The sequence below is a fragment of the Psychrobacillus syltrankelensis genome (assembly GCF_055454035.1).
The window spans coordinates 2,818,265-2,830,633 of sequence record NZ_CM144227.1; the positions used below are offsets into that span (position 1 = coordinate 2,818,265).

General features: G+C 34.0%; 12 protein-coding genes. 10 read left to right on the forward strand and 2 right to left on the reverse strand.

Annotated elements, in window-relative coordinates; genetic code table 11:
* Positions 1-7 precede the first annotated feature (7 nt).
* The 8 genes from ACTSKG_RS13710 (at position 8) to ACTSKG_RS13745 (ending at position 8,494) form a co-directional block, all read left to right on the forward strand.
* The gene (locus ACTSKG_RS13710; RefSeq protein WP_464755118.1) at positions 8-931 is read left to right on the forward strand and encodes a F510_1955 family glycosylhydrolase; all 924 of its coding nucleotides are present in this window, start codon (positions 8-10) and stop codon (positions 929-931) included.
* A 21-nt stretch (positions 932-952) separates the two neighbouring features.
* Complete coding sequence (locus ACTSKG_RS13715; protein WP_464755119.1) at positions 953-1,684, forward strand: urease accessory protein UreH domain-containing protein; 732 nt, start codon at positions 953-955, stop codon at positions 1,682-1,684.
* Between the two features lie 268 nt (positions 1,685-1,952).
* Complete coding sequence (locus tag ACTSKG_RS13720; protein WP_464755120.1) at positions 1,953-2,411, forward strand: hypothetical protein; 459 nt, start codon at positions 1,953-1,955, stop codon at positions 2,409-2,411.
* 641 nt (positions 2,412-3,052) lie between these two features.
* Entirely contained in the window at positions 3,053-3,976 is a 924-nt protein-coding gene (locus tag ACTSKG_RS13725) for a plastocyanin/azurin family copper-binding protein (protein ID WP_464755121.1), read from the forward strand.
* Positions 3,977-4,097: 121 nt separating this feature from the next.
* Positions 4,098-4,412, forward strand: a complete 315-nt coding sequence (locus ACTSKG_RS13730) for a metal-sensing transcriptional repressor (RefSeq protein ID WP_464758034.1) — start codon at positions 4,098-4,100, stop codon at positions 4,410-4,412.
* 15 nt (positions 4,413-4,427) lie between these two features.
* Positions 4,428-4,637 (forward strand): copper chaperone CopZ, encoded by a 210-nt coding sequence (gene copZ / locus ACTSKG_RS13735; RefSeq protein WP_464755122.1) that lies wholly within the window; start codon positions 4,428-4,430, stop codon positions 4,635-4,637.
* A gap of 96 nt (positions 4,638-4,733) precedes the next feature.
* On the forward strand, positions 4,734-7,151 hold the full coding sequence (locus tag ACTSKG_RS13740) for a heavy metal translocating P-type ATPase (RefSeq protein ID WP_464755123.1): 2,418 nt from the start codon (positions 4,734-4,736) through the stop codon (positions 7,149-7,151).
* Between the two features lie 281 nt (positions 7,152-7,432).
* Positions 7,433-8,494 carry a stage II sporulation protein P gene (locus ACTSKG_RS13745; RefSeq protein WP_464755124.1) on the forward strand — a complete coding sequence of 354 codons (1,062 nt, stop codon included), beginning with the start codon at positions 7,433-7,435 and terminating at the stop codon, positions 8,492-8,494.
* Between the two features lie 230 nt (positions 8,495-8,724).
* Here the strand turns inward: ACTSKG_RS13745 and spoIIP are convergent, their stop codons facing one another.
* A complete protein-coding gene (spoIIP, locus tag ACTSKG_RS13750) occupies positions 8,725-9,567 on the reverse strand; it encodes a stage II sporulation protein P (RefSeq protein WP_464755125.1) in 843 nt (280 codons plus the stop codon).
* A 125-nt stretch (positions 9,568-9,692) separates the two neighbouring features.
* On the opposite strand from spoIIP, the gene ACTSKG_RS13755 reads away from it, so the two are divergent.
* Positions 9,693-11,198, forward strand: coding sequence for a multicopper oxidase family protein (locus ACTSKG_RS13755; protein ID WP_464755126.1), 1,506 nt, complete (start codon positions 9,693-9,695; stop codon positions 11,196-11,198).
* Between the two features lie 135 nt (positions 11,199-11,333).
* Positions 11,334-11,561: a four-helix bundle copper-binding protein gene (locus tag ACTSKG_RS13760; RefSeq protein ID WP_464755127.1), complete on the forward strand. Its 228-nt coding sequence runs from the start codon at positions 11,334-11,336 to the stop codon at positions 11,559-11,561.
* A 120-nt stretch (positions 11,562-11,681) separates the two neighbouring features.
* Here ACTSKG_RS13760 and ACTSKG_RS13765 read toward each other — a convergent pair whose 3' ends face one another.
* The gene (locus ACTSKG_RS13765; protein ID WP_464755128.1) at positions 11,682-12,242 is read right to left on the reverse strand and encodes a TVP38/TMEM64 family protein; all 561 of its coding nucleotides are present in this window, start codon (positions 12,240-12,242) and stop codon (positions 11,682-11,684) included.
* Positions 12,243-12,369 lie beyond the last annotated feature (127 nt).

Here is a 12,369-nt window from a genome sequence, read left to right on the forward strand (position 1 = left end):
TTATTTGATGAGAAAATTCAAAGTTTTTATCGGTTTGTTAGTAGTTATTTTAATCCTGTCTGCTTGTAACTCAAAAGAAAACGAAGCATTTTCGTATGGAAAAGTTAAAAATAATAAAATTGATCATATACACGGTTTGGGATATATAAATGGAGGAAGCGATTTCGTCATTTCAACACATTCGGGACTATATGGATATGGGGAAGATGGCTGGAAAGAAGCAAATAGCCAAAAACATGACTACATGGGCTTTCAGGCTGTAAGAGAAGGATTTTTTTCAAGTGGTCATCCAGAACCAGGCTCAGAATATAAAAATCCTCTCGGTCTTATTAAAAGTATAGATAAAGGCGCAAGTTTTGAGCAATTAGCGTTTTATGGAGAGATTGATTTTCATTACCTTGCGGCAGGCTATGATTCAAATACAATTTACGTATTAAATGAAAAGCCAATTGAAAAGATGAATAGGGGGCTACATTATTCTACTGATGAAGGAGCTTCTTGGACAGAGGCTACTATGAATGGATTTAATTCAAATAATATTTCTAACTTGTCTGCACATCCAACGCGTAAAGAATTAATTGCAATCGGTAGTAAGGATGGAATATTTGTTTCGGATGATTATGGACAAAATTTTAAATCAATAAATGATGCAAAAATGATCACTTATGTAACATTGAATGAAACAGCAGGTTATTATACAAATTTTGATGAAAATACGGTATACCTTAAGTCATTCTTGTATGACAGTAATGAAGAAATAGACATCCAACTTCCAATAGATCTGAAGATGGATCCAATCACCTTTATCGCAGTAAATCCTGATAATCAAAAAGAGATTGTCTTTGTTACAAATAATAATAATATTTATTTAACTAAAGACGAAGGACTTTCTTGGGATAAACTTGCTTCAAATGGGGAGCTAACAAAATAAGCAAATGAAGGTGTTTCTTAGATGTATAGTTTAATGTCGAAGATCAGCCAAACAATAAGTGAACCAGTTACTGTATTCTTAAACTCCTTTGAACATTCCCCAATTGTAATTGCACTTTTACTTGGTTTGATTGGGGCTGTTGCACCCTGTCAGCTTACAGGAAATATGAGTGCAATTACTTTTTACGGAAATCGTACTGTTCAAATGAAGAGTAATTGGGGAGAGATAGTTGCATTTATTGCAGGGAAGGTTGTTGTGTTTAGTTTAATTGGATTTTTGGCTTGGATATTTGGCCAATCATTCGAAACAAAGATGACAGAGTATTTTCCCATATTTCGTCAATTAATTGGCCCTCTAATGATTATTACGGGACTTGTACTTATAGGAGTTATAAAACTTGGATTTCTAAACCGTTTAACAATGCATATCCCAATGGTATTAAAAGAAGGAAAGTTCGGATCTTTTATGCTGGGGGCAAGTTTTTCCCTCGCCTTCTGCCCAACCATGTTTGTTCTCTTTTTTGTATGGCTTATGCCAACTGTGTTAACAACTTCATATGGCTTTATATTACCTGTAGTTTTTGGGATTGCAACATCAATTCCACTTATACTTCTCTTTGTATTAATATGGCTTTTTGATGCAAAGCGATTAATAATGAAAAAAAGCAGTAAGATAGGGAGCGTTGTCCAAAAAATTGCAGGAGTTATTCTTGTAATTATAGGGGTTTTTGACACAATTACTTATTGGGGTTAAAAGTTTTAAACGAATAATCCTATATTGGTTAGAAACAAGTATTTAGATGCCAATTTTATTGTGTGTTAATGGCTAAAAAAGAGTTAAAATATATATGCTTTCGGATTTGAATCTTTTATTATCATTTGGATCAGTTTTTTAAATTAGATTAATCTACTTGATATTGATGAACAATATTTAAATAGCAAGAATAAAATACCTAATTTTAGTTTCCCCCTTTTTGAATAAATGAACATAAATACTTTTTATTAATTATCTAAATAGGGTTGTGAGAAAAGTTAAAAACTTATACATTTTAGTATTTATAGTACTTATTATAATATCAATCAGTATGGTTTATGTTGTAAAATTAAGTACTGATTCTAAGGAGCTTATAAATATAAATGAGATTGGTGCTAAAATTAAAGTAAATAACCAACACATACTAATTCCGTCTAATTATGATGTGAAAAATGTCTACTTAAATGATGACGGTTTTACTTCTCCATGGGTTGAAGTACTTTTATCAAATGATATAAATGTATATATATATCAAGCTATTGAGTTGAAAAATACAAATAATGAATTTGTAGGTACTAAAAAACTCGGGGATATAAACATACAAGAATATAAAGCAAAAAATGATAACATAGAATATATTTTTAAAGTAGATAAACTTATTTATTTATATAGATTTAGTAAATATCAGAAAAATGATATTGATGAATATTTAATTAATAATCTCTAATGAAATTCCTATTGATGTGGAGATACAAATGAAAAAAGGAAATTGTATATGAAAAATGTGGAAATAAAATGAAAGTACCAGGTTTTTGCGATTCAAAAAAATAATCGCACCATTAAAAAAGTCGGTGACTACATAATGGTCTCGATTGGAGTGCTGCTCTCTTTCGATGGTTTTACAGCATTATAATAAAAATAAACCTCCTGAAAGAAGCAATTCTTCCAGGAGGTTTATTACTTATTAATTAAGACTCTGTTAATTTACAAAGGTACTTGTTAAACAATCCTACAACTTTATTTTAACAAGGGAAGTGCTGATATTAGAACGTTCTTAGTGATAGTAAGTTTCATTTGGCCAAGTAACATAATATCAACAAGAGTTTGTTTCGCATCCTGGATATGATTAGTGTCATGCTTTTGATGATCTGATTTGTTTGCATGATGTGAGTGGTTGTCAATTTAGTTAAGGTTCTGTAATTAGTGTAAACAATGAATATGTATGAATTATGGGGAAATTACGATATTTCGTTTTAAAGTAAAGTTTTTTAAATTAATCTTGGATGGCATGCATACCGTAAAGGGGTATGAAATATAATTTAGAGTATTGGAAAATAGGATTTTCAAATTTGCAAAAAGGATGGATAGATGGGGTACTATCAATTGTTTATATTAGCGTCGCTTGTGGTATTAACTATTATAATCGTTATATTAGCAAGAATATCGAAAAAAATATTTAATCCCATGCAAGGGATGATCACTTCTATGTTCTTTGGTATGGATATTGGGTTGACTGCAGGTGTTCTTTTAGGTGTAACATTTCAAGGAAACTTATTTCTCTCAACAATTCTGTCAATGGCTATTGGAATGTTGGCTGGTTCATTATGTGGGGGCTATTTTGGAATATTAGCTGTTTTAGAAGGTCTAATGGCTGGTTTGATGGGCGGCATGATGGGTGCGATGTTAGGAGAAATGATAAACGAGGAACAATCAATTAGTTTAATAAGAATATTTTTATTGATGTCTATCTCTACAATCTTTTTATTTACCTTATTACCACACAATAAAAATCAAAAGATAAAAAATAAAATATGGCTATTAAAGCCAGTCATCCTAGCAACTTGTATTATTTTTTATTTTGTAGGAGGTATTACATCAGCCGAAAAACAAATGAGTTTAATATCTAAGGCATCTTCACAATATCATAATAACCATTCTAATAACGTGGAGAATAGGATAGAAAATGAGTCACAAGTTATTACAATTCAAGCTGAAAATATGAAGTACTCATTAAGAGAAATTGTTTTAGAAAAATATCAACCAATCACCCTGGTTCTTGAAAATCAGGATAAAATCGAGCATGATATTGAAATGAAAATACCAACTCTTAATAGTAATAACGAATCCAAACATAATCATGGGACAGAAGATAATTTGATACATCTTCATGCCAAAGGAAAAAGTAAGGAGCTATTAACGTTTACCCCTATCGATTCAGGAGTTTATGAATTTATTTGTACAGTACCTGGACATAAAGAATCTGGGATGGTTGGTCAGGTTATTGTGAATTAGAGGTTTTAGGAATATAAATAAGGATGTTGTATATCTACATTAAAACATAATTCTTTACATACCCCTGGCGGGTACTGTATTATAGAAATAAGGACAGGAGGTTGCTTAGTTGGACAATGTAATGGAAGAGGGTACAATCACATCTGACGTGTCTTGTAGAAAGAGTCATCATACCGAAAGTGTAAAAAAGGATTTAACGAATCGATTAAACCGCATTGAAGGGCAGATTCGGGGAATAAAAGGAATGGTAGATAAAGATGTCTATTGTGACGATATTATCACACAACTTTCTGCAACTCAGTCAGCTTTAAATAGTGTAGCGAAAGTCCTTTTACAAGGACATTTAAAAGGCTGTGTAGTGGACAGATTAGCTGAAGGTGACGATGAGGTTCTTGATGAATTATTAGTTACGATTCAAAAACTAATGAGAAAATAATAGGAGGAATGTAAAATGGTAGATCAAGTTACTTTACAAGTGCAAGGAATGTCATGTGGCCATTGTGTGAGTTCAGTTGAAGGTAGTGTGGGTAAGTTAGACGGCGTTGAACAAGTGAAAGTTCATTTAGAATCTGGTAAAGTCGACGTAGCCTTTGATCAAGAAAAAATAACGTTAAGTAAAATTAAAGAAACAATTGACGACCAGGGATATGAAGTAGAATAAGTAAGTGAGTAGGTAAGTAAGAGTGCTATATAAGCACTCTATTTCTTTCGTTAATTTATACCCCCTAGTAGTATTAGAAGAAGAGGTGAAAATGAAATGAGTAGCAAAATAAAAGAAACAAGTCTACAAATTACTGGAATGACGTGTGCAGCCTGTGCAACAAGAATTGAAAAAGGGTTAAATAAAATGGATGGTGTGGAAGAAGCCAACGTCAACTTGGCTCTTGAAAAATCTTTAATAAAATATAATCCTGAAAAGCTGAGTGATAAAGACTTTGAAAAGAAAATTCAAGATCTTGGATACGGCGTTGCAAAGGAGAAAAAAGAGTTTAACATTACTGGAATGACATGCGCTGCCTGTGCAACGAGAATAGAAAAAGGCCTCAACAAGTTAGAAGGAGTTTCCTTGGCGAATGTCAACTTGGCACTCGAAAATGCAACAGTAGAATATAACCCTTCTCAAGTTTCCGTTGCAGATATTATAGGACGGGTAGAGAAGTTAGGCTACGGGGCACATAACAAGGAGAACGAGAAGGACGCGGTAGATTACCGTGAGCAGGCAATACAGAAACAAAAAAGAAAATTTTTCATCTCGACTATTTTGTCGCTCCCTTTGTTGTGGTCCATGGTCGGACATTTTTCGTTTACTTCGTTTATTTATATGCCGGAATTTCTAATGAATCCATGGGTGCAAATGGCGCTCGCAACACCTGTCCAATTTATCATTGGGAAACAGTTTTATGTAAGTGCGTATAAAGCGTTGCGAAATAAAAGTGCCAATATGGATGTGCTCGTCGTAATGGGAACATCCGCTGCCTATTTTTATAGTGTGTATCAAGCCATTATAACTATTGGTGAGCATCATACAGCCCAACTGTACTTTGAAACGAGCTCAGTTCTGATTACGCTCATTATATTAGGAAAACTTTTTGAAGCGAAAGCGAAAGGGCGCTCATCTGAAGCCATCAAGAAGCTTATGGGACTACAGGCAAAAACAGCATTAGTTATCCGAAATGAAACGGAAATAGAAATACCTCTCGAAGAAGTCGTGACGGGAGATATTATCTTAGTGAAGCCTGGTGAAAAGATTCCAGTTGATGGTGATGTGATGGAAGGAAATACTGCTGTTGACGAGTCAATGCTTACAGGGGAAAGTATTCCAGTAGATAAAACCATTGGAGATTTATTATTTGGTTCAACAATTAATAAAAATGGATTTCTTAAAATGAAAGCAACAAAAATCGGAAGAGACACTGCTCTTGCCCAAATTATTAAAGTGGTGGAAGACGCACAAGGCTCTAAAGCACCTATTCAAAGACTTGCCGACAAAATCTCTGGCGTGTTTGTACCGATTGTGATTGGCATTGCTGTTATCACCTTTTTAGTGTGGATTATTTGGGTCAATCCAGGGGAGATTACCCCAGCACTAGAAGCCTTGATTGCTGTTCTTGTTATTGCTTGTCCTTGTGCACTTGGACTTGCGACTCCTACATCGATTATGGCTGGGTCTGGACGCGCAGCAGAGTTTGGGATTTTGTTTAAAGGTGGCGAACATCTTGAAACTACCCACCATATTGATACAGTCATTGTAGATAAAACAGGAACTGTGACAAACGGTAAGCCAGAATTGACAGATGTTATTGTAGAAGATGGAGTAGATGAAGCGGAATTTTTATCTTTAATAGGTGCCGCTGAAAAACAATCGGAGCATCCACTTGCTGAAGCAATTGTTCAAGGTATTCAAGAACGAGGTATACAACTCAATTCCATTCAAGAATTCGAAGCAATCCCAGGTTATGGGGTTAAAACAATCGTTGATCAAAAAGAAATATTGGTAGGAACTCGAAAGCTTATGAGCCAGTATAATATTGATATTTCCAATGTATTAACTGAGATGGAAGAATTAGAGGCTAATGGGAAAACGGCCATGTTGGCTAGTATTGATGGCCATTATGCTGGGTTAATAGCAGTAGCAGACACAATTAAAGAAACTTCTAAAAAAGCTATTAAACGTTTACAAGAGATGAATATTGAAGTCATTATGATAACAGGTGATAACCGACGTACGGCTACAGCAATCGGCAAAGAGGTTGGAATTGACAGTGTTATTGCAGAAGTACTTCCGGAAGGAAAAGCGGAGGAAGTGAAAAAGCTTCAGAAAACTGGTAAGAGGGTCGCAATGGTTGGTGACGGAATTAATGATGCCCCTGCGCTGGCAGTTGCAGATATCGGCATGGCAATCGGAACAGGAACAGACGTTGCGATGGAAGCGGCAGATATTACCTTGATTCGAGGAGATTTAAATAGTATTGCGGATGCAATTATTATGAGTCATAAAACAATGAGAAATATTAAGCAAAATTTATTCTGGGCCTTCGCTTATAACACGTTAGGTATTCCAATAGCTGCAATAGGTTTACTTGCACCATGGGTAGCAGGTGCAGCTATGGCATTTAGCTCCGTGTCGGTTGTATTAAATGCATTACGTCTACAAAGAGTAAAACTTGAGAAGTAAATTCTGAGAGAAGACCCACCTAGGTGGGTCAATTTTTATTTATTTGAAGTATGTTCATCAATAGAAAATTTCATTTCTTTTAGAGCGAAACGGTCTAACATATAGATAATTGTGCTATTTATTTCTTTCTTTCTTTAATTTGTAAACTCTATTTTCTTGTCCATATTTTTTTCATATATATTTGTTACGCTACTATAGCGTTAATCGAAAAGGATACTCTAATTACTTGTATATTTTCAAAAAAATATAAAATATATTAGTAAAAATATAGGAGGGGCGGAATGTCTCCACGGTTCAAGAAAAATGAAAAGAATAGAACAAAGAAAAGGATTTTATTTCTGTACTTGTCGATTTTACTATTTTTAGTCTGGCTAATTACTGTCTTATGGATGACATTATTTTATGAGCCTGAAAAGGATAAAGAATATACCCTTTTGGATAGAATTTATTCTTTATTGAATTTTGATTTGGAGTCAATGAAAAGTGATGATCCTAAAATATTTGATGAATTAAATGATCCTACTTTTGATACGTCCAGTGTAGATACCGATTTGAAAATTAGTTTGGAACCACAAGAAAGAGATGAATTCCAGCCTACAATGGATAATCTCTTTAAGGAGAGGGAACTTACTATAAAGAATATAGATGCTATTTTTGAAAACATGAAATCGCCAAAAGAAATTTCAGCTTTTCATTCAACTTTTGGAAAAAAAGTCATCTATATTTATCATACTCATAACAGAGAATCTTTTTTTCCATATTTAAAAAATACAGATAATCCAGAAGAAGCATACCACTCGAAAGCAAATATTACCTTAGTAGGCAAGATGCTTGGAAGAGCATTGGAGAGAAGAGGAGTAGGAACGAAAGTGGATTCAACAGACATCGTTCAAGTACTAGAATCTAAAGATTTAAACTTCAACAGTTCTTATATTATCTCGGGAGAGCAGGTACGCTCTGCAAGTAAAGAAAATAATGAATTAGAATTTTTTATAGATGTTCATCGAGATTCATTGCGAAAGGATTCTACTACTATTGAAATGAATGGATCAAATTATGCCCGTTTAATATTTGTTGTTGGTACCGGGCATGAAGATTTTGAAAAGAATCTTATGTTTGCAGAAGGGCTACAAACAATTCTTGATACTCAATATCCGGGACTATCAAAAGGAATCATTCAAAAGGGTAGTAGCCAAGGAAATGGAGTCTATAATCAAGATATTTCTCCTAACTCAATTATTGTGGAAATTGGGGGAGTAGATAATACGGTAGAAGAACTTCATCGTTCTACCGAAGCTTTTGCAGATGTTTTAAGTGATTATTACTGGCATGGGAAAAAGTAATTTAATCCATTCGATTTTAAAATATTATTCCATATGATTTACGTTAATATGACCTTTCACGTAGGAATAAAAAGCAACAAATAGCAATGATCTGTCATCCCTATGTCCTTTTAATATTCTTTTAAGTTAAAATTTAATGTTTAACAGTAAATGCACCTTGAAGCAGAAACTTCAAGGTGCATTTTTATAATTTTGTATCTAAAACCCTATTTGATAAAAATCAAGCTTATTTAAGCCCCACTATCTGTTAAAGCAATGTTTTGGGAAGATTGATCTTGTAAAACGATTGAAATTGCTTTTGCAAGAACAGAAATCGTACGATTAATTTCTTCTTGAGTATTCTCGATTCCGCCAAGCTCAATTAAAACCATATTTTTAGCAAGGTCTTGATTGTAGATACCGTCCACATTGTCTCCTTTTTTCCCAATAACCCCACGTGATATTCCAGGAATCAATTCATTCAAATGGGAGGAGATGTGCTGGGCATAGGATTTATTCAAAACATAGTTCGGATGATCTTCCCCTACTACAAAATAGATTTTACCAAAAGTCTCATTATTGTAAGTAAGCGTTGTTTTCTCCCTAGTTGCAGAGTCCCTGTGTAAATCAACGATCAAATCATACTTATTTTCTTTAATTTGAGCTGCAAGAAAAGGGCGTACGACATTATAGGCTTCCGAAAATTTACGTTTTGTTCTCTTCATTTCCTCCATTGTGTCGACAGCTAAAAAGTCTGTATCTATGGAATTAAAGCTAAAGTAACTTTTAATAATATCTTCAAATGCCATAATGTTGGAGGTTGGATGATATACCGCCGTTTGACCATTTTCACTTTTTACGATTGGTACAAATGCTTCCTGTGAATGTGTAAATAGCAACAAAGCTTTCTTCGGTTCAATTTGTTCTAGATTATCAATGTTTTGATTTTCAGCCGCTGCATATACGACGGCTTGTTTCTCTTCAGCTTTCTCGGCAATCCCTACTTGTTGAGGTTTACTAAAAATCTCTACGATCATTGGTGATATAAATAATAGTAAAATTAATCCGAAAATAATTCGTCCTTGATTTTGCATATTAAAACACCTCAACTAACAATACGTTGGGGGGGTAAAAAATAGAACTGAATTAAATCCATAAATTTTTCATATTTAATTGTTACACTACATTTGTATTAAATAAATTTCAAGGAGAAAATACAATGAAATTAAAAATATGGATAATTTATCTTTCGTTGAGTATTGTACTCATCGGAGGCTGTAGTGCGAAAAATACTAATACAGGTGGAAATATGGATCACTCAAATATGACGTATGATGGAATGGAAGATGGAACGGGAAGTGATATGGAAAACGTTCATATGAGTCATAATAATCCTTTAACATTAAATGATTCCACTGGAGAAAACGATCTTAGGATTCCTCCGGTACTAGAACATGAAAATGACAATGACGAAGGACTTGTTTACTATTTAACAGCACAGAAAGGAAATACTGAAGTTTTTGATGGGTACCAAACAGAGACGTTTGGATACAACGGTTCATTCTTAGGCCCGGTAATTCGAGTGAACCAAGGAGAAACAATAAAGATTAGGACTACTAATGAGTTATCAGAAGAAACAACATTTCATTGGCATGGATTAGAATTACCTGGAGAAGGAGATGGAGGACCTCATCAAACTTTAAAGCCTGGCGACTCAAAAATTGTAGAGTTTAAAGTTAACCAAGAAGCATCAACATTATGGTTTCATCCTCATCCTGAAGGAAAAACATCTGAACAAGTTTATAAAGGGCTAGCAGGATTAATCTATATTGAGGATGAAAACTCTAAAAACCTAGGCTTACCAAATGATTATGGTATAAATGATATACCATTGATTATACAAGATAAAAAATTTGATGAGATGAAACAATTAAACTACCAAGAAGCAAAAAACGAAGATGGAACAATTGGAGATACAATATTAATAAATGGAACACTAAATCCGAAGCTTACCGTGAATAAGGAAAAGGTACGTCTACGTATTTTAAACGGATCCAATGCACGTAATTTCACTTTCAAATTGAATACAGGAGATTCCTTCGTACAAGTAGCCACGGATGGTGGTTTTTTAAATAAACCTATAGCATTAAATGAAATTACTTTAACACCTTCTGAACGTGCAGAAATCATTGTGGATTTTTCAAACTATGATTCATCTAGCGACGTTGCTTTAATTAATGAGGATGATACGATTCTATTGCCATTTAAAATTAATGATCAGCTTGGTGATTCAAGCAATTTACCAGAAAACTTGAATGATTTTGCTGTAAGTGAAGAAGAAAGAAAATTGCCTGTATCTAAAAAGCTAGAATTTGCAGGAATGGGAACTGATGTGACGATCAATGGTAAAAAATTCGATATGGAGAGAATTGATTTCACGCAAAAACAAGGTGTCACAGAAATATGGGAAATTTACAATAAACCAGATATGATGGGGGGAATGTCTCATCCAGTTCATATTCATGGAACACAGTTTAAAATTGTTTCAATCGATGGGGTTGAACCTCCAGAAAATGAACGAGGATGGAAAGATACTGTAGCTGTACAACCTGGAGGAAAAATAAAATTAGCTGTTAAATTTGATAACAAAGGCGTCTATATGTTTCATTGTCATATCCTTGAACACGAAGATAATGGAATGATGGGGCAAGTGAAGGTAGAGTAAGGTATGTGTGATATGTATTAAATAACAAACTATTAAAAGAAAGAAATTAGCACAATTAAGGTTTTTTAGGAGTTTTTATTTTTCGGTTTGCACCACTTAGTTCTTCAGGGTAACTATACGGAGAAGGTGTTTCTTATGAATACGAAATATGAAGATTGTGTGAAATCCTGTATGGAATGTCTAGAGGCTTGTAACACGTGCTTTGATGAAGAACATCTAAAGATACTGGTCGACTGCATCCGATTGGATTGTGCAGGTGTTGATGTTTGTGCCTTTGCGGTAAAAGCAATGACTTCAAACAGCACGTTCGTAAAAGAAATATGCAAACTGTGTGCGGAAGCATGTCGTAAAATGAGCATGTAAGAAATTTGATGAAATGAATTTTGAATTTCAAAAAGGCTACTGCCAAAGTCAAGCTAACATGACTTTGGCGGCGGCCTTTAATTATTTTTGAAGACAAGTGAATTATTTCTATAAACTCTATCAACGACCAGTGGCTTTCATTTTCTCTTTAAGCCAAAAAGGAGTGATCGTAACAAATAACAAGATCATAAATCCATAAAGGTAGTTCATTGATACTTTTTGGAGAAGACCAAATACAACGGCGACTTCAAGGATAACTGCGGGAATCTTACCAATTGAACTTGCAATCATAAAACGCCTTCCACTAATTGAAGTCATAGAAGCACCTGAGGTAACTAAACCGGATGGCACAAATGGAAGGATTCGAAATAATATAATCAGTGTAAACACATGAATATGAGAGCTATTTTTTATAACCTTGAAAATAGAACGATTTATCCATGCAGAATTAACTTTAGAGAAGCCCCAACGATACAAGTGAAAACCGATGAGTGCACCAAAAACTTCTCCGATAAATGTGAGAATGGAACCAAGTATCAAACCAAGGGAATTGAGATTGATAGCGGTAACAAAGAAACTTGGAATAAAGCCAATTGCTCCGATGCCCAAGTTTAAGATGAGTAATAAGATGAATTTGATTGCTATGCTAAGTAATGGAATGAGTTGTATAGATCCATTCACAGGTTATAAACCACCTATCGTTAGAAAGAAAGACGTTCCGTTTTTTTACTTGTATTACTATTTGTTTAGAAATTACTATTTGTTTAGACTTTCCTATTTCATCAAGAGGAGAAACGTTTGTTTATGT

Coding starts and splice junctions, on each gene's coding strand:
- ACTSKG_RS13730 (WP_464758034.1), top strand. CDS start 4,098: ATGGAAGAGGGTACAATCACATCTGACGTGTCTTGTAGAAAGAGTCAT.
- ACTSKG_RS13760 (WP_464755127.1), top strand. CDS start 11,334: ATGAATACGAAATATGAAGATTGTGTGAAATCCTGTATGGAATGTCTA.
- ACTSKG_RS13745 (WP_464755124.1), top strand. CDS start 7,433: ATGTCTCCACGGTTCAAGAAAAATGAAAAGAATAGAACAAAGAAAAGG.
- ACTSKG_RS13740 (WP_464755123.1), top strand. CDS start 4,734: ATGAGTAGCAAAATAAAAGAAACAAGTCTACAAATTACTGGAATGACG.
- ACTSKG_RS13715 (WP_464755119.1), top strand. CDS start 953: ATGTATAGTTTAATGTCGAAGATCAGCCAAACAATAAGTGAACCAGTT.
- copZ (WP_464755122.1), top strand. CDS start 4,428: ATGGTAGATCAAGTTACTTTACAAGTGCAAGGAATGTCATGTGGCCAT.
- ACTSKG_RS13710 (WP_464755118.1), top strand. CDS start 8: ATGAGAAAATTCAAAGTTTTTATCGGTTTGTTAGTAGTTATTTTAATC.
- ACTSKG_RS13755 (WP_464755126.1), top strand. CDS start 9,693: ATGAAATTAAAAATATGGATAATTTATCTTTCGTTGAGTATTGTACTC.
- ACTSKG_RS13725 (WP_464755121.1), top strand. CDS start 3,053: ATGGGGTACTATCAATTGTTTATATTAGCGTCGCTTGTGGTATTAACT.
- spoIIP (WP_464755125.1), bottom strand. CDS start 9,567: ATGCAAAATCAAGGACGAATTATTTTCGGATTAATTTTACTATTATTT.